Here is a 25,522-nt window from a genome sequence, read left to right on the forward strand (position 1 = left end):
GCGCTCGGGCGGCGTTCCGGCGCGCCGGCGCGGCCGCTACTTCGCGAGCGCCAATATGCGCGTGGTCAGCTCCTCCTGGTCATAGGGCTTGGCGAGGAAGGGCGCGCCGCAGAGCGGCTCCGGCAATTGCCGTTGCAGATAGCCCGACAGCACGAAGAAGGGGAGCTTCTTCGCCCGCAGCGCGTCGGCGACGCAGGAGCTGCACACGCCGCGCAGATTGGCGTCGAGGATCACGCCGTCTATGTCCTCGTCCTCGATCAGCTTCAGCGCCTCGTCGACCGAGCTCGCCGTTCCGCCGATCTCGTAGCCGATCTCCTCGACGACGAAGCAGAGATCGGCGGCGATCGCCGGCTCGTCCTCGACGACGAGAATGCGGATGGGTTCGTTTCCGCTCATCAATCATCTCCCTGCGCGGGCTCGATCACATTGTCGAGCGGCGCGCTCACCTTCCAGACGACGCCGGTCGGCGCATAATCGAGCGTCACCTGCCCGCCGAGCGCATGCTTGGCCATTTGCAGAATCACCATATGGCCGAAGCCGTGGCGCTTGGGCGCGACGACCGGCGGCCCGCCGCTCTCGCGCCAGCTCATTTCGAAATGCGGCTCGTCGAAACGCCGCTCGCCGAAACGCGGCTCGTCGAAATGCGGCTCGCCGCCTTCGCTCGTGACGCCGAAGGCGATGCGCACCACGCCCTCGTCGGTGGAGAGCGCGCCATATTTGCCGGCGTTGGTGGCGAGCTCGTGCAGCGCCATGCCGACGGCCTGGCTCGCGGCCGGCTTCACGATCGTCGTCGGCCCCTCCATGCGGATGCGCGAGCCGAACAAATCGTGGAAATGCGCGAGCTGCGAGCGCGTCAGCGCATGCAGCTCGACGCCGCGCCATTCGTTCTGCACCAAGAGATCATGGCTCGCGCCGAGCGCCGCTATGCGCTGATCGAAGCGCTGCGCGAAGGCGATGGGCGAATCCCTTCGCGCCGTCTGGCGCGCCACCGCGCGCACCACCGTCAACAGATTCTTGGCGCGATGCGTGACCTCGCGCAGCAGCAGCTCGACCCGCTCTTGCGCATGCTTGCGCTCGGTGATGTCTTGAATCGTGCTGCGCAATCCGACGATGGCGTCGCGCTCGTCGCGCACCGCCTCGCCGCGAATGGTGACATGGATGGCGGCGCCGTCGGCGCGATGCGCGGGGAGGTCGAGCTCGAAGCCTTCGCCCGTGCGCAAAGTCTCGCGCGTCGCGGCGTCGAGCCGCTCCCAATCGGCGGGAGCGTAGAGCATGCCCTTCTGCTCGGCGAAGCTCGGCGGCGACGCATTGGGATCGAGGCCGAAAATGCGCGCCAGATAGGGCGAGGCGCCGCCGCGGTCGTCATGGCGTCCGCTCCAGCGCCAGCTGCCGATGCGGCCGAGCCTTTGCGCCTCGCGCAGCTCCGCCTCGGTGCGCCGCAGCGCCAGCTCGCGCACGCGGATTTCCTCGGCGCGCTCGCGCTCGGCCGCATAGGCGCGGGCGTCGGTCATGGAGGAGGCGATCTTGGCGGCGACGCGATCGAGGAAATAGGCATAGGCGGCGTCGAGCCGCTTGAACGGATTGACGGCGGCGATCAGCGCCGCCGCGGCGCGATCCTGGCCGAGCAGAACGATGGGAAACAGCACGGCTTCGTCCGGCGCCGCCGGCCAGGGGCCGCTGGGCGGCTCGCCGAAACGCGCGTCGATCGCGCGAATGGCGACGCGGCCGGGCGTGAGCCGGGCCACTTCGGCGAGACCCCATATGTCGCCGCGGATCGGATCGGGGTCGCCGAGCGGGATTCGAAGCGGGGCGACGCGGCCGCCGGGCCGCACGCCCGTCGCCGCCATCAGCTCCGCCTCGCCGCGATCATGATCGAAACGATAGATGGCGGAGAAGGGCAGGTCATAGCCATTGACGGCGAGCACGCTGGCGGCGAGGCGGCAGGCCTCGCCCTCGTCCTCGGCGCGGCTCAGCGCCGCGAGATCGCGCAGCGTGCGCAATCGGCGCTCGCCGATGACGCGGTCGGTCGTCTCCACCACCGGGCAGAAGACCCCGCCAATGGTTCCGTCATCGTCGGGGATCGGGCTGTAGGAAAAGGTGAAATAGCCCTCGTCGCGGCGGCCGTTGCGCATCATGTGCAGCTGCAGGTCTTCCGAGCGCGTCGGCGCGCCATTGGCGAGCGCGCCCTGCAGCATGGGGCCGATCACATCCCAGATTTCCGGCCACACCTCGCGCGCCGGCCGGCCGAGCGCGCGCGGATGCTTGTCGGCGAGCAGGCCGTGATAGGCGTCGTTATAGAGAAGGCAGAGCTCGCTCCCCCAGAAAATGGCGATGGGGAAAGCGCTGTCGAGACAGATTTCCAGCGCGGCGCGCAGGCGTTTCGGCCAGGTCTGCGGCAGACCGAGCGGCGATTTCGTCCAATTGGCGGCGGCGATCGCCGCAGCGGTCTCGCTGTCTCCGAAGAAAAACCGTCCGGATCGTCTCTCCGTGACGTCGATCCAGGCTGCGCCGGCTGTCACTTTCCACGACCCACAAGTCGAACAGCGCCAGCACCCCGCGGTTTCATATCGAGCCGTGGTTTCGCCGAATCAACCCTGCCGCGACGAAACGCGCCGCTGGCCCTTCGCTGCGCCCTGGTGTAGCAATCGGCCGCGACCGCGAGGGACCATGAGCGAAGCCGAGGAAAAAAAGGGACTCTTCTCACGGCTGTTCGGCCGTGGGGGAACGCCCGCCGTAGAAGCCGGCGCAGACCCGCCTAAGAAGCGCTCCTGGTGGGAGCGGCTGACCGGGGGGCTGTCGCGCTCCTCCCAGGCCATCGTCCAGGGCATTTCGGATCTCTTCAGCAAGCGCAAGCTCGACGCGCTGACGCTCGAGGAGCTCGAGGATGTGCTGATCCGCGCCGATCTCGGCGTCACCGCGGCGCAGCGCATCGCCGCCAAGGTGGGCGCCGCGCGCTATGAGAAGACGATCGGCCCGGACGAGGTGCGCGCTATTCTCGCCGAAGAGGTCGAGCGCTCGCTCGAGCCGGTCGCGCGTCCCTTCGAGATCGACGAGACGAAAAAGCCCTTCATCGTGCTCGTCGTCGGCGTCAATGGCTCCGGCAAGACGACGACCATCGCCAAGCTCGCCGCCAAATGGACCGGCGAGGGCAAGAAGGTGATGCTCGCCGCCGGCGACACTTTCCGCGCAGCCGCCGTGGAGCAGCTCCGCATCTGGGGCGAAAGGCTCAATGCGCCCGTATGTTACGCGCCGGAGGGCGCCGACGCCGCCGGCCTCGCCTTCGACGCGATCAAATCCGCGCGCGAGCGCGGCTCCGATATTCTGTTGATGGATACGGCCGGCCGCCTGCAGAATCGCGCCGAGCTGATGGCCGAGCTCGCCAAGATCGTGCGCGTGATGAAAAAGGCCGAGCCGGACTCGCCGCACGCCGTTCTCCTGGTGCTGGATGCGACCGTCGGCCAGAACGCCATTGCCCAGGTCGACGTCTTCGGCAAGACGGCGGGCGTCACCGGCCTCGTGATGACCAAGCTGGACGGCACGGCGCGCGGCGGCATTCTCGTGGCCATCGCCGAGACCTACGGCCTGCCCATCCACTTCATCGGCGTCGGCGAAGGCTCGGACGATCTCGAGCCCTTCACCGCGCGCGATTTCGCCCGCGCCATCGCCGGGCTCGACTCCGACGCCGAGGCGGGCGAGCAGACATCATGACCGAGGAAACGACCGCAGCGCCCGCCAAGAGGCGCCTTCACCCGGGACTGAAATTCGCGCTGGAGATGGGGCCGCTGGTTCTGTTCTTCATCGTCAATCAGAAGTTCGGCATCTTCCAGGCGACGGCGGCGCTGATGGTCGCGGTGGTGGCGACGCTCGCCGTCTCCTATTCCATCACCCGCCATCTGCCGACCATGCCCATGGTCACGGCGGTCTTCGTTCTGGTCTTCGGCTCGCTGACGTTTTTTCTGCAGGACGAGAATTTCATCAAGCTGAAGGTGACGTTGCTCTACGCTCTGTTCGGCTCGGCGCTGCTCGGCGCGCTATGGTTCGACAAGCTCTTATTGCCGGCGGTGTTCGAATCCGCCTTTCGGCTGGACGACGCCGGCTGGCGCAAGCTCACCTGGCGCTGGGCGTTCTTCTTCTTCTTTCTCGCCCTGCTCAATGAATTCGTGCGGCGCAGCGTGGCGACCGACGTCTGGGTGAATTTCAAGGTCTTCGGCATATTGCCGCTGACGCTGCTGTTCGCCTTCGCGCAAATCCCGCTGATGATGCGCCATGAGCAGAAGGACGACGGCGCCGAGGAGCCCGAGAGTCACTTCTGAGCGGTCGAGCTCGCGGATCTCCTTTCATTCTCGTCCAGCGCGTCCTGTGTGATCTCACACAGGCGCCCGTCGTCGGCGGCGTTAGATCTCATGGCGTTCGCTGCCCCCGCGGCCGTTCTGACGAGAAGAAGACCCGCCATGACCGAATTCGCCCAGCTCTCGGCCGCTCTCCTGACCGCGATCATCGTCGGCGCCGTTTTCTCGCTCTTCAATGCGGAGGCCGCCGTCGCCTCGGCGCCGGTCGGCGCGGGGGCTGTCCATTCGATGATCTGCGGCGGCGGCTGGTGCGGCTGAGCGGCGCAGGCGTGAGAAGGCCTCGCCGCGCCGGCGTGATCTGTGGTAGTCGAAGCCACGCCACCAAAGCAGCGCAGGCTCATGACCGACCACGGACCGATCGACTCGCTCAGCCGCCGTCTCATGCTCGGCTCGCTCCTCGGCGCCGTGGCCGCGAAGACGCTCGTCTGGCCCGCGCGGGCGCAGGAGAGCGGCCTCTATCCGCTCGCCGCCGATGATGGCAAGCCCGTCGCCAATTATAAATTGCCGTCCGAGCTCTCGCCCACAGACCTGCCGGGAATCGTCTGGCATGGCTCGAAAGAGGCGGATGTCGTCCTGGTCGAGTTCTTCGACTATAATTGTCCCTATTGCCGCAAGGCGTCCGCCGATCTCGACGTTCTGGTGAGCAAGGACAAGCATTTGCGGCTCGGCCTCGCCAATAACGCCGTTCTCGGCCTCGGCTCCTTCCTGGCCGCGCGCGTTCAGCAGGCCGTTCTGAGGCTCTATGGGCCGGATCGCGCCTATGCGTTTCACAAGCAGCTCTTCGCGCATCGCGGGCCGAATGACGGCGCCGGCGCGCTCGCCATAGCGAAGTCGATGGGCCTCGACGCCGCGGCGGTCGAGGACTCCGCCAATTCGGATAGGGTCGGCTCCGTGTTGAAGCGCCATATCCAGCTCGCCGCCGATCTCGGCTTCGCCGCCTCGCCCTCCTTCGCGCTGAGCTCGGTGGGGATTCTGGGCTATCCCGGCCCCAGATCGATCGCGCAAATGATCGCCGCCAGCCGCAAATGCGACGCGCCCGCCTGCGGCTGATCCCGCGGCGTCTCGACTCGACTTTCGCGGCGATCTCCAGCAGTTTGCTCCGATCCCGCGCCGGGCAGCGGCGACTTGTCGAGATGATTGCATGACCCTTCGCACCATTTCCATTTCGCTGGCCACCGAAGATATTTCCCGTTCCGTCAAATTCTATGTCGAGGAGCTCGGCTTCGTCTGTCTGCTCAAATTGGAGGAGTTCGCGCGCGTGCGCTCGGGCGCGGCGGACATCATGCTCGCCTCGCCCAATGCGCATCACCCTTGGCAGGGGTCGCGCTTCACCGGGGCGATCTATCTCGGCGTCGACAATGTCGATGAGCTGTGGGAGCGGCTGAAGGATCGCGTCCGCATCGTCTATCCGATCGCGACGATGGATTATGGCGTGCGCGAGTTCGGCCTGCTGGACGACAGCGGCTATCAGCTCTCGCTGGCGCAGCCGGTCGCCGGCTGAGCGAGAGAGGCGCGAGTCAGACCGGCTCCTCCGCGCCGCTCTCATAGGCCGCGAGCCGGCGGTCGGCGACGCCCAGCGCCTCCCAGCAGGCGCGCCATCGGAGCAAATGGTCGGACCGAAAATGCGCGGTCAGCGCCGCGCGGCTCTCCCATATTTCCGTCACGCGGATGAGACCCGGCTCCATCACATCCTCCGCATAGGAATAGGCGAGGCAGCCCGCTTCCGCGCGGCTCGCATGGATCATCGCGGCCATCGCCGGCCGCGCCCGCTCCAGCGAGCCCGGCGGGATGCGAATGGTTCCGACGATCAAAATTCGGCTCTGCGGCATAGGGCGGCCTCCGATTTGTCCCGGCGCGGCGCTGTCGCATGATTGAAACAAACGCCGTGCAGTGATTATACTTCATGACGCCGGCGCCGCCGGCCATTGCGTGAATCGCTTTTTCCACTTCCTTCCGGGCGTTCCCATGAAGCTCGCATCCTACAATCTCGAAAATCTCTTCCTGCGCGCCCATGCGCTCAATGGCGAGACCTGGTCCGACGGCAAGAAGGCGCTGGAGACGCAGGCCGAGCTCTCCGCCATTCTCGGCAAGCCGGTCTACACCGCCGCCGACAAGAAGAAGATCATCAAGCTGCTCGGCGAGTTGAAGCTCGACAAATCCGACGACGGCGGCCCTTTCGCGATTTTGCGCCAAAATCGCGGCCATCTCGTCAAGCGCGCCAAGACCGGAATGGAGGTCGTCGCCGGCGGCCGCAATGATTGGATCGGCTGGGTCGAGCTGAAACGCGAGGAAGTGAATGAGGAGGCGACGCGCAATACGGCGCGCGTCATCATCGATGTCGACGCCGATGTGCTCGGCGTCATCGAGGCGGAGAGCCGGCCGGCGCTGGTGCGCTTCAACGACAATGTGATCAAGGGGGAGGGCGGAAAGCCTTACGCCCACGCCATGCTCATCGACGGCAATGACGATCGCGGCATAGATGTCGGGCTCTATGCGCGCGCGGGCTATGAGATCGTCGCCATTCACAGCCATGTCGACGACGCCGACAAGACCGGCCGCATCTTCAGCCGCGATTGCGCGCATTATGAAATCCGCACGCCCAAGGGCCATACGCTGCATCTCTTGATCAATCACTTCAAGAGCAAGGGCTTCGGCTCGCAGACGACCTCCAACGCCAAGCGCGAGCGGCAGGCGGCGCGGGTGAAGGAGATATACGACGCGCTGCGCAAGAGCGAGGATCACGTCGCCGTCATCGGCGATTTCAACGACACGCCGGACAGCGCCCCGCTGGCGCCGCTGCTGCGCCAGACCGATTTGAAGGATATCAGCGAGCACGCCGGTTTCGACGATGGCGGACGGCCCGGCACTTTCGCCGCTGGCGCCGCGTCCAACAAGATCGACTATATTCTTCTCTCGCCGGCGCTATTCGCCGCGGCGAAAGGCGGCGGCATTTTTCGCAAGGGCGTGTGGGGCGGCAAGAACGGGACGATCTTCCCGCATTATCCGGAGATCACCAAAGCCTCGGAGGCCGCTTCCGACCATGCGGCGATCTTCGCCGAGATCGATCTATAGCGGTCTGCGTCAGATGAATTGACGTGTCTCGAGAAGCGAGCCTGAAGGATCGCGGTCCAAGCGCACCCCTGTACCGCGAGCAGGGCGATCGGGTGACGGACAACAATCCTCCCCCTCATGCTGAGGAGGCTCCGCAGGAGCCGTCTCGAAGCACGAGGGGGAGTTCCAGATGGCCGCGCATGAAGGTTTCCTCGTCCTTCGAGACGCCGCTTCGCGGCTCCTCAGGATGAGGAAACCCGCTCTCGACGATCACATCCTCGAGGCGGGAGACATCGCCGCCGCGCTCGCCCTCGACCACGGCGAAATCGAAGATGATCCGCAGGTCGGGAGACCGCAATATGATCGATTCCAGGCTTTCGAGCTCCGCTTGCGGAGCCTCATGGGCGAGCCGATAGGCGAAATTCGGGATCGCCGGCCGAGACGACGGCGAATTGAAGCTCCTCGCTCCAGCCTTGCTCGCGCAATCGACAGAGCGCTTCGACGAGAGACAGGGAGTCGGCGCGCTGCGCCATCGCTTGCGACATAGGCGTGGGGCTCCCCTCTTTGTCCCGCGAGACGCGCGCGAGAGTGCGCTGTCTCGCGTTTCCCTCAGAGGCCATCCGGCAAGTCCCCATCCGCCGGCCACGGGTCGGCGGGGCCTGACGCGAGCGTGGCCGTTATTTATTCGTCAACCATAAAGAATGCTTCAGATTTACGATTAAAATTCAGAGTTTATTCTTCCCCCAGTCCAGCTAGAGCAAGATGTTCGCGGGCCGATGTTTCGGCGGCGCGGGGGGCAGTGCGTTCCATGTCCAGAAGAGTCTCATTTCTCGCCGTCGTCATTCTCACCTCTTCGATCGGGGCGGCCGCCGCCGCTCCCCGCGTGATCACCGGCATAGGCGAGCACGAGGCCGGCCGGCTCTTTCCCGTCGAGGAGCAGGCTTCCGAGCCGGCTCTCGCCGCGCCACCGCCGCCCCCGGCCTATGTTTTCCCCCGCCCGGCGCCGCAGCCGCGCCTCGTCGCGGCGCGCGCAGAGCCGCCTGTCGCGCCCGGCGCCTATGGCGGCGGCTTCATCGAGCTGCTCGTCACCGGCCAGACGCCCGAGCCCCAGCCGCGCCAGCGCCTCGCCGCGCCGCAGGCCAATGTTCAGCGCCAGATCGACCCTGTCTTCTTCCGCACCGAGGTCAATTACGCCGGCGCCGAGCGCGCCGGCACGATCGTCATCGATTCGCAGAATAAATTCCTCTATCTCGTGCAGGGGGCGGGACACGCGCTGCGCTATGGCATAGGCGTCGGCCGGCGGGGCTTCACCTGGGCCGGGGTCAAGGCCATATCCCGCAAGGCCGAGTGGCCGGATTGGACGCCCCCCGGCGAAATGCTCGCCCGCCGGCCCGATCTGCCGCGTCACATGGAGGGCGGCCCGGCCAATCCGCTCGGCGCGCGCGCCATGTATCTCGGCTCCTCGCTCTACCGCATCCACGGCACCAATGAGCCCTATACGATCGGCCAGAACGTCTCCTCCGGCTGCATCCGCATGATGAACGACGACGTCGTCGACCTCTACGACCGCGTCCATGTGGGGACGAAAGTGGTGGTTCGTTGACTCTGGCGAGCGATCGCCGGTGGCGGAGCCGGGTTCGCGCGCCTATTTCCCGAGGCGCGCGGACGGTTGCAAAACAACCGGCTTCGGGCGATAGCTGCCATGCGTTTTCCTCGAAAGGGCCCGATTCTTGCCCAGTCTCATCCGTTTTCTGGTCATTGTCGGCGTGCTCGCGGCTCTCGCCTATGCGGGGATGCTGGCGCTGGTGGCCTATGTCTCGCCGCAGCCGCGCGAGATGACGCAGACGATCGCCCCACAGCGCCTCAACAAGTGAGACTTCCATGGGCGACGGCAAGCGCCATCCGCTGATCGCCGCCTTTCTGGACATGCTGGCCGCCGAGCGCGGCGCCGCGCGCAACACGCTCGACGCCTATCGGCGCGACCTCGAGGATTATTTCGCGTTTCTCGTAAAGACCGAGGCCGATCCGCTTCGCGTCGGGACGGATGGCCTGCGCGGCTATCTCGCGGCGCTGGAGGCGCGCGGCATGACCGGCGCGACCGCCGCGCGGCGGCTCTCGGCGCTCAAGCAATTCCATAAATTCCTCTATGTCGATCGCTATCGCGCCGACGATCCGGCCGCGCCGCTCGAAGGGCCGCGCCGCCATCGCAGCGCGCCGGACATTCTCTCCGTCGCCGAGGTCACGCGCCTCATCGACACGGCGCGGGAGGGGATCGACGACGAGGCGCGCCCTGTCGGCGAACGCATGCGCGCCGCGCGTCTCTACGCCGCGCTCGAGACTCTCTACGCCAGCGGCCTGCGCGTGTCGGAGCTCGTGTCCCTGCCGGCGAGCGCGGCGCGCGCGCGCGAGCCTTTCGTCACCGTGCGCGGCAAGGGCGCGAAGGAGCGGCTCGTGCCGCTCTCGGAGCAGGCGCGCGCGGCGCTGAACGTCTATCGCGCGTTGCTCGTGAAACATTCGCCGGGGCTCGCGGCCTCGCCTTTCCTCTTCCCTTCGGACGCCGCGGAAGGGCACCTCACCCGCCAGGCCTTCGCGCGCGATCTCAAAAGCGCGGCCGCGGCGGCGGGGCTGCCCTCGCGCGACATCAGCCCGCATGGGCTGCGCCACGCCTTCGCCAGCCATCTGCTGCAGAATGGCGCCGACCTGCGCGTCGTGCAGGAATTGCTCGGCCACGCCGATATTTCGACGACGCAAATCTATACGCATGTGCTGGACGAGCGCATTCGCGCCATGGTGCGCGATCTGCATCCGCTGAACGCAGCGAGTAGCGAGTAGCGAGTAGGGGGCGTCGCCTGTGGGCGACTATTCGCTACTCGCTATTCGCTACTCGCTTACCCGACCCTCTCCACAAAATCCCCGATCGCCCCGATCGTCGGCGCGTCGAGCAGCAGCGGCGCATGGCCTTGGCCCGGCACGGTCAGCCGCTCGAGCAGCGGATGTCCTTCGCCCATGGCCGCAAAGGTCTCGACAGAGAGCAGGTCCGAGTTGCCGCCGCGGATCACCAGCGTCGGAATGGCGGCCATCGCCTTCCATTCGTCGTGGAACAGGAGCGGCCCGCTGTCGGGCCCGACCTCGTCCAGAGTGTGCGCGAGCGCGGGGTCATAGCGTAGCTGGAGCCGCCCATCCGTCTCGGCGAAGGTGGTCCGCGCCCATTCCTCCCATTCCGGCGGCGTGAGGCTGGTGAATTGCGGCCCAGCGACGAGCTTCAGCGCGGCCAGCGCTATGGCCATGGAGGCGGAGCCCGGCTGGCGTCCGACATAACCCTTTATGCGCCACAGCCCGCCGACATCCACGACCGGGCCGATGTCATTGACGACAGCGGCGCGCAAAATCTCCGGCTTGTGCGCGGCGAAGCGCATCACGTGAATGCCGCCGCGCGAGGTGCCGACGAAAACAGCCGAGGCGACGCCGGCGGCCGCGAGCGTGGCCAGAATATCGGCTTCCTCGACGTCGAGACTATAGCGTTTCCAGTCCGCGTCCCATTCCGAGAGGCCGCGGCCGCGATAGTCGAGCGCCAGCACGCGCCGGCCGCGCGCCGCGAGCGCCTGCGCCAGAGGCTCGAAATCCAGCGCCGTGCGCGTGAGGCCGGGAAGGCAGACGACGGGAATCGTCTCGCCTTCGCTCGCCGGCCGATAGTCGACATAGTGGAGCCGCAGCCCGTCGTCGGCCGCGAGAAAGCGGCTTTCGCGCCGCACGCTATGCTGGTCCATTCGCGCCCTCGGTTTCGGCTCCTCGCCCGCGCGGGCGGCCGCTCGGCGGATATAGGCGCCGCGGCGCCGGATTGTCTTCCTGCGCCGGCGCGGCGCCTAGAAATTCTCCGGCGCTGGCGGCAGCCGCGCATTCTGCCGCAATTTCGCGCAGGAGCTGAGCCCGCTTCCGCGCCACTCAGCCTTGATGCGGACGACGTTTCTCAATAATTTGCAGTTGCGGCTCCTCGAAACGGCGAAAAACGCGTTTCGAGCGAGCAGATCGTCGCGCCGCCCGTGATTTGTGCGGGCGCGTTCCCCGAACAAGACTGGCGGCGCTGACGCGCCCCGACGCCTCAGGGGCTCGAATGTCCGTCCTCATCGACAAGAACACCAAGGTCATCTGTCAAGGATTCACCGGCAAGACCGGCACTTTCCACTCGGAGCAGGCGGTGCGTTACGGCACGCTCATGGTCGGCGGCGTCTCGCCCGGCAAGGGCGGCTCGACGCATTTGGACCTCCCCGTCTTCGACACGGTCGTCGAGGCGCGGGAGAAGACCGGCGCCGACGCTTCCGTCATCTATGTGCCGCCGCCGGGCGCGGCCGACGCCATTTGCGAGGCGATCGACGCCGAGATTCCGCTCATCGTCGCCATAACCGAGGGCGTTCCGGTCCATGACATGATCCGCGTCAAGCGCGCGCTGTCGGGCTCCAAATCGCGCCTCATCGGGCCCAATTGCCCGGGCGTCGTCACCGCGGGCGAGTGCAAGATCGGCATCATGCCGGGCAATATCTTCAGCCGCGGCTCCGTCGGCGTCGTCTCGCGCTCCGGCACGCTGACCTATGAGGCCGTGTTCCAGACGACCCGCGAGGGATTGGGCCAGACCAGCGCCGTTGGAATCGGCGGCGATCCGGTCAAGGGAACCGACTTCATCGAGGTGCTGGAGTTGTTTCTGGCCGATGAAGCCACCAGATCCATCATCATGATCGGCGAGATCGGCGGCTCCGCCGAAGAAGACGCGGCCCAGTTCTTGAAGGACGAGGCCAAGCGGGGCCGCAAGAAGCCGATGGTCGGCTTCATCGCGGGCCGCACCGCCCCTCCGGGGCGGCGCATGGGTCATGCGGGTGCGATCGTCTCCGGCGGCAAAGGCGACGCCGAGAGCAAGATCGCGGCGATGGAATCGGCTGGGATCGTCGTCTCGCCGTCTCCGGCGCGGCTCGGCAAGACTTTGGTGGAAACGCTGAACCGTTAGAGCGCGTTCCGCTCGAGCGGAAGCGTTCGAGCGGTCGGAATTCGCTCTGAATGAATGGGAGTCGCAACGCCTCCTCGCGCCGGCGAACGAATCGCCGGCGCGTTCCCCCGAAAAATGAGCGCGGGGCGAAATCTTTAAAGAATTGTCAAAATGATTTCGCTCAACTTCGAAAAGCTTCGGCGCTCGGGAGACTGAACAGAATGGCGCGTCTCGAGACGAATGGCGGATCGGCTGGCGGCGTTCGGCAGCCCTCGCCGCGTGGGAATGTTTCTGCCCAGAACACGCTTCTGCAGAGCGTCGATGTGAGTTACCTCGAACATCTGCTCGCGGCCTATGAGGCCGATCCGTCCTCGGTCGGCCCGACTTGGCGCGAATATTTCGCCGGCCTCGGGGCCGAAGCCGCGCCTGCGGCCGGCGGCCCGTCCAATGGTTCCGCGAGCGGTCCGACCAATGGTTCCGCGAGCGGTCCATCTTGGGCGCGCCCCGGCTGGCCGGCGACGCCGACGGACGAGCTCGTCGCGGCGCTGGGCGGCGAGGCGCCGCGCGAGACCGCCAAGCCCGCGGCGGGCAAGGCCGCGCCGGGCGAACGCGCGCCCTCGGCCGAAGAGATCCAGCGCGCCGCGCGCGACAGCGTGCGCGCGCTGATGATGATCCGCGCCTATCGCATGCGCGGCCATTTGCACGCCAATCTCGATCCGCTCGGCCTCGAGCAGCGCCACGACCATGGCGAGCTGCATCCCGAGACCTATGGCTTCACCGATGATGATTACGATCGCAAGATCTTCATCGACGGCGTGATGGGCATGAAATACGCCAGCGTCTTCGAGATGGTGGCGATCCTGCGCCGCACCTATTGCGGCCCCATCGGCTATGAGTTCATGCATATCTCCAATCCGGAGGAGAAGGCCTGGATTCAAGCCCGCATCGAAGGTCCGAAGAAGGAGATCGTCTTCACCGACGAGGGCAAGAAGGCGATTTTGCGCAAGCTCGTCGAGGCGGAAGGCTTCGAGAAATTCCTGGACGTGAAATATACCGGCACCAAGCGCTTCGGCCTCGACGGCTCGGAGGCCATCGTGCCGGCGATGGAGCAGATCATCAAGCGCGGCGGCGCGCTGGGCGCCAAGGAGATCGTGCTCGGCATGGCGCATCGCGGCCGGCTGAACATTCTCTGCCAGGTGATGGCCAAGCCGCATCGCGCTCTGTTCCACGAGTTCAAGGGCGGCTCCTTCCTGCCGGATGAGGTCGAGGGCTCGGGCGACGTCAAATATCACCTCGGCGCGTCTTCCGATCGCGAGTTCGACAACAATAAGGTGCATCTCTCGCTCACCGCCAATCCGTCGCATCTCGAGATCGTCGATCCCGTCGTGCTCGGCAAGGTGCGCGCCAAGCAGGATCAATATCGCTGCTTGGACGATGAGCGGCGCGTGGTGATGCCGCTGCTCATCCATGGCGACGCCGCCTTCGCCGGCCAGGGCGTCGTGGCGGAATGTTTCGGCCTGTCGGGGCTGAAGGGCCATCGCACCGGCGGCTCGGTGCATTTCATCATCAATAATCAGATCGGCTTCACCACCTATCCGCGCTATTCGCGCTCCTCGCCATACCCTTCCGATGTGGCGAAGATGGTCGAGGCGCCGATCTTCCATGTGAATGGCGACGATCCCGAGGCGGTGGTCTACGCCGCGCGCATAGCGACGGAGTTTCGTCAGCAGTTCCAGAAGCCCGTCGTCATCGACATGTGGTGCTATCGCCGCTTCGGCCACAATGAGGGCGACGAGCCGGCCTTCACCCAGCCGCTGATGTATAAGAAAATCCGCTCGCATAAGACGACGCTGGAGCTCTATAGCGAGAAGCTGATCGCCGAAGGGCTGCTGACGCGCGAGGATGTCGACGCGATCAAGAACGAATGGCGCCAGCGGCTCGAGCAGGAGATGGAGGCGTCGCAATCCTACAAGCCCAATAAGGCGGATTGGCTCGACGGACGCTGGGCGGGCGTGAAGCCGGGCTATCAATCCTCGGAGGACGAGCGACGCGGCAAGACCGGCGTGCCGGTCGAGACTCTGCGCCGCATCGGCATGGAGCTGACGCAGACGCCGGAGAATTTCCACATTCACCGGACGATCCAGCGCTTCCTCGACGCGCGCCGCGCGTCGATCACCAGCGGCGTCGGCATAGATTGGGCGACGGCGGAGGCGCTGGCCTTCGGCTCGCTGCTGGCGGAAGGCTATAATGTCCGCCTCTCCGGCCAGGACAGCGAGCGCGGCACCTTCTCGCAGCGCCATTCGGTGCTGATCGATCAGGAGGACGAATCCCGCCATCTGCCGCTCGATCATGTCGGCGTGGGGCAGGGGCGTTTCGAGGTCATCAATTCGATGCTCTCGGAAGAGGCGGTGCTCGGCTTCGAATATGGCTATTCGCTCGCCGAGCCGCGCTCGCTCGTCCTATGGGAGGCGCAATTCGGCGATTTCGCCAATGGCGCGCAGGTGATCTTCGATCAGTTCCTCTCCGCCGGCGAGCGCAAATGGCTGCGCATGTCGGGCCTCGTCTGCCTGCTGCCGCATGGCTATGAGGGGCAGGGGCCGGAGCATTCCTCGGCCAGGCTCGAGCGCTATCTGCAGCTCTGCGCGGAGGATAATCTGCAAGTCGCCAATTGCTCGACGCCGGCCAATTACTTTCACATTCTGCGTCGGCAATTGCATCGCGATATTCGCAAGCCTTTGGTGCTGATGACGCCAAAATCGCTGCTGCGCCACAAGCGCTGCGTGTCGCGTCTCGACGAGATGGGCGAGGGGACGATGTTCCATCGCTTCATCTCCGACGACGCCGAGCTGCAGCCCTCGGAGAAATTCCGCCTCGCTCCCGACGACAAGATCGCGCGCGTGATCTTGTGCTCGGGCAAGGTCTATTACGATCTCTTCGAGGAGCGCGAGTCGCGCGGCGCCAATGACGTCTATCTCCTGCGCGTCGAGCAGCTCTATCCCTTCCCGCTGAAGGGGCTGGTGACGATGATGTCGCGCTTCAAGCAGGCCGATGTCTTCTGGTGCCAGGAGGAGCCCAAGAATATGGGCGCCTGGTTCTTCGTCGAGCCCTATCTCGAATGGGTGCTGACGCAGGTCGGCGGCAAGTCCAAACGCGCTCGCTACATCGGCCGGCCGGCTTCGGCCTCGACGGCGGCGGGCACAATGTCCAAGCATCAGGCGCAGCTGCGGGCCTTTCTCGACGAGGCTTTTGCGACGCGCATCTCTTTGGCGGCGGAGTGATTATGACGGAAATCCGTGTTCCGACGCTCGGTGAATCGGTGAGCGAGGCGACGATCGGCCGCTGGTTCAAAAAGCCGGGCGACGCCGTCGCGGCGGATGAAGCGCTCGTCGAGCTCGAGACCGACAAGGTCACACTCGAGGTGAATGCCCCCGCCGCCGGCGTGCTGACCGATGTGATCGCCAAGGATGGCGAGACGGTCACGCCCGGCGCGCTGCTCGGGCAGATCGCCGAAGGCGCCGCCGCCGCGCCGCGTCCGGCCGCCACGGCAGCCATCGTCGCGCCGCCGCCTCCCGCGGCCGCGCCGCTTGCGGCTCCGGTCGCCGAAGCGTCGGCCCGGCCGCCGGCGCCTTCCGCCGCCAAAATCGCGAAAGAGCAGGGCGTCGATCTGTCCGGCGTCGTCGGCTCCGGCAAGCAGGGACAGGTGCTCAAGGGCGACGTGCTGGCGATCGCGGCGCGGCCCGCGCCCGCTCCGGTAATCGCCCCGCCGGCGCCGCGTCCGGCCGCCCCGCTGGCCGACGCCGAGCGCGAGGAGCGGGTGCGCATGTCGCGCCTGCGCCAGACCATCGCCAGGCGCCTCAAGGAAGCGCAATCGGCCGCCGCCATGCTGACGACCTTCAACGAGGTCGACATGTCGGCGGTGATGGCGCTGCGCAATCGCTACAAGGATTTGTTCGAGAAGAAGCATCAGGTGAAGCTGGGCTTCATGGGCTTCTTCGTGAAGGCCTGCTGCAAGGCGCTCGAAGAGGTGCCGGCCGTCAACGCCGAGATCGACGGCGCCGACGTCATCTATAAGCATTACTGCCACATCGGCGTCGCCGTGGGCACGGACAAAGGCCTCGTCGTGCCGGTGGTGCGCGACGCCGACCGGCTCAGCGTCGCCGAGATCGAGAAGGCGATCGGCGAATTCGGCCGCAAGGCCCGCGAGGGCAGGCTCGATCTCGACGATCTCACCGGGGGCACTTTCACCATCTCCAATGGCGGCATCTATGGCTCGCTGATGTCGACGCCCATTCTCAACGCCCCGCAATCGGGCATATTGGGCATGCATAAGATCGAGGAGCGGCCGGTCGTCGTCGCGGGCAAGATCGAGATCCGCCCGATGATGTATCTCGCCCTCTCCTATGATCACCGCATCGTCGACGGCAAAGAGGCGGTCACCTTCCTGGTGAGGGTCAAGGAACAGCTCGAGGACCCGGCGCGCCTCGTGCTCGATTTGTGACGGTTTCACGAAAATTCCCGCGGCGCCCCTGAAAATCGGTTGCTGCGATGCACAGATATCTTCCGTGCTACGAAAGTAGGCGTCCGCCGAGCGGGTCGATACGACCGCCGAGGAGTGTGAGATGGAAGTCAAGACCGCGACCGAGAAGAGATCCCCCCTGCTGACCCAAGAGCAGTTCGCGCATCTGGGCGATGGAGCGATCGCCTATGTGCGGACGATGCGCTCGGAGGACGTCAAGAGGCTCTATCCGCAAGCTCCGGCCATTGAGCCCGGCCTGACGCTTTTCGCGCTGCTCGGCGCCGACGGCACGCCGATCGTCCTCGCCGACACGGAAGAGGGCGCCCTCGCCAACGCCTGGCAACAGCAGCTCCAGACCGTCAGCCTCCACTGAGGCTGACGGGCCGGCGAAATTCGGCTAAGCTATGCGCGTGACGCGCTGCGGCGCGGCTCCTATGGTCGAGGCCAGGAGATTTCTCATGAGCGACTCGCTGTTGGATCGAAGCAAGATCATGGTCGAGCCACAGACAGACGAAAGCGCGAAAGAGGGAACGGCCGGCCACCGGCTGGAGCGACTTTTTCGTCCGATCCTCGGTTTCATCCGATCGATGGCCGATGGAGTCGAGCCGATAAGACCGCTCGAGGACGATATTCGGACGATTTCCGCCCAGGCGCGAAGACTGTCGAAATCGATGCAGGATTATGGCTCGGAGCTGCGCGGTTACGGAGCCTGGGCAAAAAAATTCTAAAGTTAAAAATTCCAAAGTTCTTGTCGGTTGATTTAATCTACGGAGCTGGCCGCTTTGTTCGGAGGCACGAAGGACACGCTGGCTCAGCTCGCGGCGCGGCTGGCGGAGCTCTATAAGGAAATCGTGACGACGACTGTGCAATTCGACGAGCTGCGCCGATACACCAAGGAATCGCTCGACGAATTCAAGCGGCTGCTCGAGCGGCAGAGCGACAAGATCGATCGCATAGAGCGCGAGCGGATCACGGCCGAGGCCGAGCTGACCGCGAGAATAAGATTTCTGGAGGGTCGGCTGGACGTGTTGAGCGAAAAAGCGCTCCACATAGCCGTCGCGGACATCGCAGCAGGTCATGTGAAGCGAGGAGCGGACGGCGAAACGCTCAAAAGGCTCGCCGACGGAGGATGAGGCCCGGTCCGGCGCCGAGATTGCTTCGCCTTTTCGGACTTTGTAGAGATTCCGAGGAGGAAAACGGTATGGAAGAGCCGGTAAACGAAATCTTCGCCGTTTGCCACGTGAACGACGTCGCAAAACGGCGGGCGGTCGGCTATGTGCTGGCCCGTGTCAATGATGCGGGCGAGACGGTGCCCTTCCCGGTCGTCATCATTCGGCATGTCGGCAAATACTACGCCTATGTGAACCGCTGCCCGCATCAGAGCAGCCGGCTCGATTTCGAGCCGAAATCCTTCCTGGACCCGACGCAGCGCTTCCTGCTCTGCGGCAAGCATGGCGCGCAATTCGACATTCCGACCGGCGTCTGCAACGACGGCCCCTGTGTCGGCGCTCAGCTCGAGAAGGTCGAGGTGGTCATAGACGACAATGAGGTCTGCCTCGTGGGCGTCACCATAGCCGAGGAGGATGGTCTCGATCGTGAGGAGAACGACGTCTATCCGGAGGTCGTCATCACCTCGGACTGAGTTAGCCCTGGCTGGCCCTCTCGTTTTCTCAATTCCTGGACCTTTCTGCCCGGGCGGCGGCGACCTAGACTGAGCCGTCCGGAATCGTCCAATGAGGAAACGATGAAGACAGCCTTGGCCATACGTCATGTCGCCTTCGAGGATCTCGGCAGCTTCGCCGAGCCGATCGCCGAGGCCGGCTTCTCGATCCGCTATGTCGAGGCGGGGATGCAGGCGATCCCCGCCGAGGCGGCCGAGGCCGACCTTCTCATCGTGCTCGGCGGGCCGATCGGCGTTTATCAGACCGACGATTACCCCTTTCTATCGGACGAGGCCGGGCTCATTCGCGCGCGGCTCGGACGCGCCGCGCCGACGCTCGGCGTTTGTCTCGGCAGTCAGCTGATGGCCGCGGCGCTCGGGGCCCGCGTCTATCCGGGCGGCGCCGGCAAGGAGATCGGCTTTGCGCCGATCACGCTGACAGACGCGGGACGCGCGAGCGCGCTCGCCGCGCTGGTCGAGCCGGAGGCGGACGTCCTGCACTGGCACGGCGACACTTTCGATCTTCCCGACGGCGCGGTTCTGCTCGCCTCATCGGCGCTCTATGCGCATCAGGCATTCGCCGTGGGGCGAAGCGGCCTCGCGCTGCAATTCCATCCGGAAGCGGAGAAGGACAGCCTCGAACGCTGGTTCATCGGCCATACGGCGGAACTCGGCGCCGCCGGCGTCTCCATCGCCGGGCTGCGCGCCGCTGCGGCGGCTATTGCGCCAGGACTGCGCGAGCGCAGCCGGCGCTTCATCGCGCGCTGGCTCGCCGATATCGCCGAATAAAAAAGCGCGGTCCGCGGACGCCGGGAATGCGTCGGGGGACCGCGCGAGAACGACGCCGCCGGGCCGAGGCGGCGTCGCTACCTCGATATTTATGTCAGCCGCGAACCGAGACCTTGCGATAGGGATTTTCGGCGTTGGTCACATAGACATGGCCGAACTCGGTCTTGGACCATTCGATCGCCTCGGCCGCGAGGAACTTCAGCGTCGTGACGGTGACGGGGAAGTCCTTGGTGGCGGAAACGCTCGCCAGCTTGATTTCCGTATTGCCCGGGCCGACCGAGAGATCGACGACCGCGGCGCCGTCGGCCTTGGAGAGGCGCGCCCAGCCGGGCGTGCCGTTGGCCGTTGCAATGGCGGTGAACTCGGCGAGCAGCGGCGCGAGGGCTCCGTCCGCCGCATCCGGGCCGAAGGCGGGAGACTGGAAGGTGAAGGTCGCCAGCGCCTCGCTGCGCGTGATCTTGTGATCCGGTCCGACCGGACGGCCAGTCGAATACAGAACCAATTTACCGCCGTCGAGCGCCGCCTTGATATCGTCGAGCGTCGCCGAAGCGAAAGCCTCCGCCAGTCTCATATCGCTTTCTCCACTTTGCGAAATGCACGCCGCTTTTGCGACAAAAGCGACATGCGGGACAGGTTCTCGTCCCGGACGTCGCAATTGTCGTGCCGCGCGTCTCACAATTTGAGGAGATCGAAATCTTTTATTCGGCGGCCTCAGCCGCCGAATAATTTCTCGAAAATATTCTTTTCCTCGCGCGGCGCCCAGCGTCGCGGACGCGGCGGCTGGGCGTTCGGAATGTCGGCCGGCGGCAGCAGCGCCTCGAGCCCATGGACGGAGCCGGCGGCGTCGTCATCGTCGTCGCGCGCCTGGCGGCGTCGCGAGGATTTCGGCGGCGCGCTCTCGGGCTCGGGATCGGAGGAGAACAGATTGAGCAGCGGCGCGATGGGCGAGGCGCTGTCCGGGACGGAGGCCGAGCGCCAGGAGCCGGAGGGCAGGGCGGCGACCGGGACGCCCTGATGCGCCGCCTTCATGAAGCGGCTCCACACTTCGACCGGCAGATTGCCGCCGGAGACTTTCTTCGTCGGCGAATTATCGTCATTGCCGAGCCAGACGCCGGCGACCAGATGCGGCGTATAGCCGACGAACCAGGCGTCGCGGAAATCCTGGCTGGTGCCGGTCTTGCCGGCGGCGCGCCAGCCGGGCAGCTCCGCCTTGCGCCCCGTGCCGGTGGAGAGCGTCTCCTCCATCATGGTGTTCATCATCGCCACATATTGCGGCTCGATCACGCGGCCATTGCTCGAGCCTTTGCGCGCGTAGAGCTGCTTGCCGCCGGCGGCGCGCACTTTAGAAATGATGTGCGGCTGCACGCCGACGCCGCCATTGGCGAAGGGGGCGTAGGCCGCGACCAGCTCCAGCGGCGTGACCTCGGACGTGCCGAGCGAGATGGAGGCGTTGGGCTGCAGCTCGGAGGCGACGCCGAGCCGATGCGCGGTCTTGACCACCGTTTTCGGCCCCACCTCGAGGCCGACGCGCACCGCCACAGTGTTGAGCGACAGCGCCAGCGCCTTGGTCAGCGTGACCGGGCCGAAATATTCATGGCTGTAATTCTCCGGCTGCCAGCCTTTCACATTGATCGGCCCGTCCTCGCGCACCGTGTCCGGCGTCAGCCCATGCTCGAGCCCGGCGAGATAGACGAAGGGCTTGAAGGCGGAGCCCGGCTGCCTCTTTGCCGAGACCGCGCGGTCGAACTGGCTCTCGGAATAATTGCGGCCGCCGACCAATGCGCGAATGGCCCCATTGGGGTCGAGCGCGACCAGCGCGCCCTGGCTGACGCCGAATTTGTCGCCCTTTTTGTCGAGCTCGTCGGCGACGGATTTTTCGCCGATCTCCTGGAGCTTGCGGTCGAGCGTCGTCGTCACGACGATGTCCTGGTCGATGGCGCCGATGGTGTCGTCGAGCATGTCCATCACATAATCGGCGGCGTAATTTATGGAGCCCGCGCCGCGCTCCCTTCGCGCGAGCGCCGGGCGTCCCAACGCGAGCTTGGCCATCGATTCGGTGATATGGCCTTCCTGCGCCATTGCGGTGACGACCTGCGCCGCGCGCTCGGTCGCGCCTTCGGGATTGCGGTCCGGCGCGAGCTTGCTCGGCGCCTTCATCAGGCCGGCGAGCACGGCCGCCTCGGCGAGCGTCACCTGGTTCGCGCCATGGCCGAAATAGCGTTGCGCCGCCGCCTCCACGCCATAGGCGCCGGAGCCGAAATAGACGCGGTTGAGATAGAGCTCGAGAATCTGGTCTTTCGAATATTTGTGCTCGAGCCAGAGCGCGAGGATCGCCTCCTGGATCTTGCGCGAGATGGTGCGCTCCTGGGTGAGGAACAAATTCTTGGCGAGCTGCTGCGTGAGCGTCGAGCCGCCCTGCATGCCGCCGCGCCCGGTGATGTTTCGCGTCAAGGCGCGTGCGATGCCGATGGGGTCGACGCCCCAATGCGAATAGAAGCGACGGTCTTCTATGGCGACGAAGGCCTTGGGCAGATAGGGTGGCAGATCGCCGAGCCGCACCGCGGCTCCGCCCGTGTCGCCGCGATTGGCCAGCAATTCGCCGTCCGCCGCGAGAATAGCGATATTGGGCGGGCGCTTGGGGACAGCCAGAGTGTCGATCGGCGGCAGCTGCGCCGCATGATAGATAAAGAGACCGCCGACGCCGATCGCGCCCCAGATGGAGAGCACGGCGCCCCAATAGACGAGCCCGCCGAGACCGAAGGCGCCGCCATGTTTCGTCTTCTTGGCCTTGGCGGCGCGCGGCGGGGCGTCGCCGACGTCGTCGTCCGGCGGCGGCGCGCTCTTGGGCGACGCGCTATTACCCGACGCGCTCTTGCCCTTGCGTTTGGGTTTCGCCATGCGATCCTCTCGCGGGTCGGCGCGAAGATCGCCGCTCCCGTCGCCGTCGAAACGCGGTTCGCGGCGTTGTTTCTCGCGCGCCATGGGGTCCGCCGCCTCGGGTTTCGTTCCGCCGCGACGTGAGTGCGCGCGGCCGACGCCGACACTAGCTTTAATGCTGTCGATTTAAGGGCCGGTTAAGCAAAGCGACGGCGGCTTCCTTCGTCTCGACGCGAAGCGGATAGGAACTTATGCACAGGCGCTGGTCGATCCCCCTGCGCCACTTGCGCTATTCGTTGCGGCTTGCCAAAGTCTCGCCCTTGGAGTGAAAAACCGCGGCACGGATCGAGCGCAATGAAAGTCACCATCGAGAGAGCGGCGCTGTTGCGCGCCCTCGGCCATGTTCACCGTGTTGTGGAGCGGCGCACGACCATTCCGATCCTCGCCAATGTGCTCATCGACGCCTCGGCCGGAGCGCTGTTCCTGAAGGCGACCGATCTCGATCTCGAGATCACCGAGAAGGTCCCCGCCGATGTGGCGCAGCCGGGGGCGACCACGCTGCCCGCCCATACGCTCTATGACATCGTCCGCAAGCTGCCGGAGGGCGCGCAGGTCTCGCTCGAGGGGACCGGCGAGCAGGGCCAGCTCACTTTGCGCTCGGGCCGCTCGCGCTTCAATCTGCAGAGCCTGCCGGAGAGCGATTTTCCCGATGTCACCTCGGGCGAGTTCTCGCATCGCTTCTCGCTGCCGCCCGCGGACCTCAAGAAGCTGATTCTAAAGACGCAATTCGCCATCTCCAGCGAGGAGACGCGCTATTATCTCAACGGCATCTTCCTGCATGCGACCGAGGTCGAGGGCCATCAGCTGCTGCGCGCCGTGGCCACCGACGGCCATCGCCTCGCGCGAGTCGAGCTGCCGGCGCCGGCCGGCTCGACCGGGATGCCCGGCGTGATCCTGCCGCGCAAGGCGGTGAATGAAATTCTGCGTCTCGTCGAGGACGCCGAAGGCGCGGTGGAGGTCGAGCTCTCTACCAATAAGATGCGCTTTTCCTTCGGCGAGACGGTGCTGACGACCAAGCTCATCGACGGCACTTTCCCCGATTACGGCCGCGTCATTCCGGCTGGCAACGACAAGCGCCTGACCGTCGAGCGCGGCGTGTTCCGCGAGGCGGTCGATCGCGTCTCGACCATTTCGTCCGAGCGCGGACGGGCAGTGAAGCTCGCGCTCTCCGAGGGCAAGCTGGTGCTTTCGGTCACCAATCCCGATCAAGGCTCGGCGGTGGAGGAGATCGAGGCCGATTATGACGGCCCGCCGATCGATATCGGCTTCAACTCCCGCTATCTGCTCGACATCGCCGATCAGCTCGACAGCGACACGGCGCTGTTTCGCTTGGCCGACCCCGGCTCGCCGACGCTGATCCAGGATCGCGACGGCGCGAGCGCGTTGTATGTGCTGATGCCGATGCGGGTGTGAGCTCGCATCGTGAGGGAGGGGGCGGGTAAGGGGGGCGCTACGTCGGCGGCCGTTCCATATTGGGCCTTATGCGACGGCACAAAAATATCCTGTATGCTGGTCGCATATTGGACTTCATATAATTATCCTTCTGCGGTTGGCATGGATACGGGCGATCTGGCGGGGCGGGGAAGAGATTGGTGGATTTCCAAACGCCCTCAAAAAAAAGGCTTTCCGAAAGTATAAACGCTTGCATTGAAAATGCTAACAAATTGGTAGACGACTCTGATTGCCTTGATTACTGCGAGCCACCATCGCTGCGGCTTTACGTTCTGCTGATTGCCCAAGAGGAATTAGCAAAAGCGTTCATTCTGCTCTTAGTTCACGACGACATCATTCCTTTCAATCGCTTCTTACTCCGTGCAATGAACGATCATGCCTGTAAACATCTTGTCGGGCTCATTATGGATTACATAATCATGCGCTGGGAGACTCTCGAAGAGTTACGCGAATTGGTCGCCGCTGATTTCGAGCTTGGCGACCAACTACCGGAGGAGATCGAAAGCGCGATCATGCTCCTCCGTTTTGAGAAGATAGGAAGATGGGAGTCGCGCGCTTGGGATTGGCAGGAGCCCCCATCCTATGAAACGGGAGCGACGAAAGTAGCTGAGGGCAAAACTGACCGGCGAAAGCAGGATGCGCTTTATGTTCGGATTGGCCGAGATGGTCGTGTTTGTCTATCACCAGTTATTGCGCGAAAGGAGGTCAAGGAGGAGAAGCGAAGGGCGCATGATTTCCGTTGCCTCGTCGAGAACTTGTTTGGCGGCGGCGTGAGTTCTGACAGATACGAGAAAACTATCTCTTGCATACGATCAATGTTTGCACATCGCGTTTGACATTCTGCTAGCTGCAAAACTCAAGACTTTCGCATGAGCCGCCAGCGTGGCGTTTTCAACGACTTTGTTCATGCAAGACATGAGCGAAACTGCGGGGCGCCGGAGGCGGCGAACAGAAGAGGCCATCGTACGGGACGCCTCCAGTTCCGCAGCGTCCCGGACCTCCCATCCTTCCGCGCCGAAATCCGGCGCCTCTTCGCGTCTTCGTGGCGATATTCGAAGCCTCACTTCACCTCGAATTCCACCAGCTCGATCGTCGTCGCGCCGGCGTTGCGCAGCGCGCGGGCCGGGCCGGCGTCGCGCCATTGGAAATCGCCGGGCTGCAGCGCCATATTCTGCCCGGCGCCGGCCGCGTCCGTCTCGATCAGCTCGCCGCCTTCGACGACGATCCGCACGCCGGGCGCGGTCTGCGTGAAAGCAGGGACGGTTTCTCCGGGCTTCAAGGCGAGGCGCCAGCCGCGCAGGCGCTCATTGTCGATAATCTGCTCGAAGCGGGCAGGGCGCGCGGAAGCCGCGCGGCCTTTCGGAGCCGGCTCCAAAAGCTCGAAGCCGACGATGCTCAGCGCGCTATCGCCGACATTTTCCGCTCTGTGGGTGAGGCTCTGTTTGGAAAAAGCGCCGAAGCCCACCGCGCCGCGGGGCCAACGGATCGACGCCGGCTCGGCGTCGCCCCAATTCTGGACGAGGGTCGGGCTCTCGCGCACCACCACATAGGCGAAATCGCGGGAATGTTCGTGATAGGGCGCGACGCGATGGGGCGGCAGCAGCACATTCAGCATGGCGACGGCGTCATTGCGGAAGGCCGGGACATGGAAGGGCGTCCGCTCCACAGGGAGGATTTGCGCCTTCGTCCCGCCGCGCGTGTCGAAAGCCGCGGCCGGCGCGGCGGCCAGTGTCGCGGCGAGCAAGAGGAATAAAGACCATGTCCGCGTCACGAGCGTCTCCCGCCGAGGGCCC

At 65.3% G+C, this 25,522-nt stretch carries 27 protein-coding genes; 19 read left to right on the top strand and 8 right to left on the bottom strand.

The features are described from left to right. Positions 1 to 36: 36 nt before the first annotated feature. Together AC6IY7_RS12435 and AC6IY7_RS12440 are read right to left on the bottom strand one after the other, a co-directional pair. Positions 37 to 396 (bottom strand): response regulator, encoded by a 360-nt coding sequence (locus AC6IY7_RS12435; protein ID WP_497779465.1) that lies wholly within the window; start codon positions 394 to 396, stop codon positions 37 to 39. Continuing rightward, positions 396 to 2,519: a sensor histidine kinase gene (locus tag AC6IY7_RS12440; RefSeq protein WP_497779466.1), complete on the bottom strand. Its 2,124-nt coding sequence runs from the start codon at positions 2,517 to 2,519 to the stop codon at positions 396 to 398. The genes AC6IY7_RS12435 and AC6IY7_RS12440 overlap by 1 nt, the downstream gene beginning before the upstream one ends. Positions 2,520 to 2,667: 148 nt before the next feature. On the opposite strand from AC6IY7_RS12440, the gene ftsY reads away from it, so the two are divergent. The 5 genes from ftsY to AC6IY7_RS12465 all read left to right on the top strand — a co-directional run bounded on the left by ftsY (position 2,668) and on the right by AC6IY7_RS12465 (position 5,850). After that, complete coding sequence (gene ftsY, locus AC6IY7_RS12445) at positions 2,668 to 3,708, top strand: signal recognition particle-docking protein FtsY (RefSeq protein WP_497779468.1); 1,041 nt, start codon at positions 2,668 to 2,670, stop codon at positions 3,706 to 3,708. Beyond that, positions 3,705 to 4,313: a septation protein A gene (locus AC6IY7_RS12450; RefSeq protein WP_497779469.1), complete on the top strand. Its 609-nt coding sequence runs from the start codon at positions 3,705 to 3,707 to the stop codon at positions 4,311 to 4,313. The genes ftsY and AC6IY7_RS12450 overlap by 4 nt, the downstream gene beginning before the upstream one ends. 138 nt (positions 4,314 to 4,451) lie before the next feature. Next, the gene (locus AC6IY7_RS12455; RefSeq protein WP_497779470.1) at positions 4,452 to 4,607 is read left to right on the top strand and encodes a hypothetical protein; all 156 of its coding nucleotides are present in this window, start codon (positions 4,452 to 4,454) and stop codon (positions 4,605 to 4,607) included. 81 nt (positions 4,608 to 4,688) lie between these two features. Then, the gene (locus tag AC6IY7_RS12460) at positions 4,689 to 5,399 is read left to right on the top strand and encodes a DsbA family protein (RefSeq protein WP_497779471.1); all 711 of its coding nucleotides are present in this window, start codon (positions 4,689 to 4,691) and stop codon (positions 5,397 to 5,399) included. A 91-nt stretch (positions 5,400 to 5,490) separates the two neighbouring features. Continuing rightward, the gene (locus AC6IY7_RS12465) at positions 5,491 to 5,850 is read left to right on the top strand and encodes a VOC family protein (protein WP_497779474.1); all 360 of its coding nucleotides are present in this window, start codon (positions 5,491 to 5,493) and stop codon (positions 5,848 to 5,850) included. A 16-nt stretch (positions 5,851 to 5,866) separates the two neighbouring features. Here AC6IY7_RS12465 and AC6IY7_RS12470 read toward each other — a convergent pair whose 3' ends face one another. Further along, positions 5,867 to 6,178, bottom strand: coding sequence for a putative quinol monooxygenase (locus tag AC6IY7_RS12470; RefSeq protein WP_497779476.1), 312 nt, complete (start codon positions 6,176 to 6,178; stop codon positions 5,867 to 5,869). A 61-nt stretch (positions 6,179 to 6,239) separates the two neighbouring features. On the opposite strand from AC6IY7_RS12470, the gene AC6IY7_RS12475 reads away from it, so the two are divergent. Further along, a complete protein-coding gene (locus AC6IY7_RS12475; protein ID WP_497779478.1) occupies positions 6,240 to 7,421 on the top strand; it encodes an endonuclease/exonuclease/phosphatase family protein in 1,182 nt (393 codons plus the stop codon). 115 nt (positions 7,422 to 7,536) lie between these two features. Here AC6IY7_RS12475 and AC6IY7_RS12480 read toward each other — a convergent pair whose 3' ends face one another. Next, positions 7,537 to 7,758 carry a hypothetical protein gene (locus tag AC6IY7_RS12480; RefSeq protein WP_497779479.1) on the bottom strand — a complete coding sequence of 74 codons (222 nt, stop codon included), beginning with the start codon at positions 7,756 to 7,758 and terminating at the stop codon, positions 7,537 to 7,539. A 450-nt stretch (positions 7,759 to 8,208) separates the two neighbouring features. Here AC6IY7_RS12480 and AC6IY7_RS12485 point away from each other — a divergent pair, with 450 nt between their 5' ends. The 3 genes from AC6IY7_RS12485 (at position 8,209) to AC6IY7_RS12495 (ending at position 10,232) form a co-directional block, all read left to right on the top strand. Further along, complete coding sequence (locus tag AC6IY7_RS12485) at positions 8,209 to 9,003, top strand: L,D-transpeptidase (RefSeq protein ID WP_497779480.1); 795 nt, start codon at positions 8,209 to 8,211, stop codon at positions 9,001 to 9,003. Positions 9,004 to 9,130: 127 nt separating this feature from the next. Beyond that, positions 9,131 to 9,274: an oxidoreductase gene (locus AC6IY7_RS12490; protein ID WP_497779482.1), complete on the top strand. Its 144-nt coding sequence runs from the start codon at positions 9,131 to 9,133 to the stop codon at positions 9,272 to 9,274. A gap of 7 nt (positions 9,275 to 9,281) precedes the next feature. After that, the gene (locus AC6IY7_RS12495; protein ID WP_497779484.1) at positions 9,282 to 10,232 is read left to right on the top strand and encodes a site-specific tyrosine recombinase XerD; all 951 of its coding nucleotides are present in this window, start codon (positions 9,282 to 9,284) and stop codon (positions 10,230 to 10,232) included. 56 nt (positions 10,233 to 10,288) lie between these two features. On the opposite strand, the gene AC6IY7_RS12500 is transcribed toward AC6IY7_RS12495, so the two are convergent. Next, positions 10,289 to 11,167 (bottom strand): alpha/beta fold hydrolase, encoded by an 879-nt coding sequence (locus AC6IY7_RS12500; protein WP_497779487.1) that lies wholly within the window; start codon positions 11,165 to 11,167, stop codon positions 10,289 to 10,291. 344 nt (positions 11,168 to 11,511) lie between these two features. Between AC6IY7_RS12500 and sucD the strand changes: the two genes are divergently transcribed. The 8 genes from sucD to AC6IY7_RS12540 all read left to right on the top strand — a co-directional run bounded on the left by sucD (position 11,512) and on the right by AC6IY7_RS12540 (position 19,340). Next, positions 11,512 to 12,396, top strand: coding sequence for a succinate--CoA ligase subunit alpha (sucD, locus tag AC6IY7_RS12505; RefSeq protein WP_497779489.1), 885 nt, complete (start codon positions 11,512 to 11,514; stop codon positions 12,394 to 12,396). A gap of 200 nt (positions 12,397 to 12,596) precedes the next feature. Next, on the top strand, positions 12,597 to 15,653 hold the full coding sequence (locus AC6IY7_RS12510; RefSeq protein ID WP_497779491.1) for a 2-oxoglutarate dehydrogenase E1 component: 3,057 nt from the start codon (positions 12,597 to 12,599) through the stop codon (positions 15,651 to 15,653). Between the two features lie 2 nt (positions 15,654 to 15,655). Further along, complete coding sequence (odhB, locus tag AC6IY7_RS12515) at positions 15,656 to 16,873, top strand: 2-oxoglutarate dehydrogenase complex dihydrolipoyllysine-residue succinyltransferase (protein ID WP_497779492.1); 1,218 nt, start codon at positions 15,656 to 15,658, stop codon at positions 16,871 to 16,873. 121 nt (positions 16,874 to 16,994) lie between these two features. Then, entirely contained in the window at positions 16,995 to 17,264 is a 270-nt protein-coding gene (locus AC6IY7_RS12520; RefSeq protein WP_497779495.1) for a BQ00720 family protein, read from the top strand. A gap of 85 nt (positions 17,265 to 17,349) precedes the next feature. Beyond that, positions 17,350 to 17,619 carry a hypothetical protein gene (locus AC6IY7_RS12525; protein WP_497779497.1) on the top strand — a complete coding sequence of 90 codons (270 nt, stop codon included), beginning with the start codon at positions 17,350 to 17,352 and terminating at the stop codon, positions 17,617 to 17,619. 54 nt (positions 17,620 to 17,673) lie between these two features. After that, a complete protein-coding gene (locus AC6IY7_RS12530; RefSeq protein ID WP_497779499.1) occupies positions 17,674 to 18,024 on the top strand; it encodes a hypothetical protein in 351 nt (116 codons plus the stop codon). A 68-nt stretch (positions 18,025 to 18,092) separates the two neighbouring features. Next, on the top strand, positions 18,093 to 18,533 hold the full coding sequence (locus tag AC6IY7_RS12535) for a Rieske (2Fe-2S) protein (protein ID WP_497779501.1): 441 nt from the start codon (positions 18,093 to 18,095) through the stop codon (positions 18,531 to 18,533). A 102-nt stretch (positions 18,534 to 18,635) separates the two neighbouring features. After that, entirely contained in the window at positions 18,636 to 19,340 is a 705-nt protein-coding gene (locus tag AC6IY7_RS12540) for a glutamine amidotransferase (protein WP_497779503.1), read from the top strand. A gap of 94 nt (positions 19,341 to 19,434) precedes the next feature. Here the strand turns inward: AC6IY7_RS12540 and AC6IY7_RS12545 are convergent, their stop codons facing one another. Next, positions 19,435 to 19,911, bottom strand: coding sequence for a hypothetical protein (locus AC6IY7_RS12545; RefSeq protein WP_497779505.1), 477 nt, complete (start codon positions 19,909 to 19,911; stop codon positions 19,435 to 19,437). Positions 19,912 to 20,051: 140 nt separating this feature from the next. Then, on the bottom strand, positions 20,052 to 22,322 hold the full coding sequence (locus AC6IY7_RS12550) for a transglycosylase domain-containing protein (protein ID WP_497779506.1): 2,271 nt from the start codon (positions 22,320 to 22,322) through the stop codon (positions 20,052 to 20,054). Positions 22,323 to 22,571: 249 nt separating this feature from the next. Here AC6IY7_RS12550 and dnaN point away from each other — a divergent pair, with 249 nt between their 5' ends. Both dnaN and AC6IY7_RS12560 read left to right on the top strand, forming a co-directional pair. Further along, positions 22,572 to 23,690, top strand: coding sequence for a DNA polymerase III subunit beta (gene dnaN / locus AC6IY7_RS12555; protein WP_497779509.1), 1,119 nt, complete (start codon positions 22,572 to 22,574; stop codon positions 23,688 to 23,690). A gap of 179 nt (positions 23,691 to 23,869) precedes the next feature. Further along, a complete protein-coding gene (locus tag AC6IY7_RS12560; RefSeq protein WP_497779511.1) occupies positions 23,870 to 24,565 on the top strand; it encodes a hypothetical protein in 696 nt (231 codons plus the stop codon). Between the two features lie 224 nt (positions 24,566 to 24,789). Here the strand turns inward: AC6IY7_RS12560 and AC6IY7_RS12565 are convergent, their stop codons facing one another. Then, entirely contained in the window at positions 24,790 to 25,500 is a 711-nt protein-coding gene (locus AC6IY7_RS12565; protein WP_497779512.1) for a hypothetical protein, read from the bottom strand. Positions 25,501 to 25,522: the final 22 nt, after the last annotated feature.

The sequence above is a fragment of the Methylosinus sp. is20ea genome (assembly GCF_059718135.1).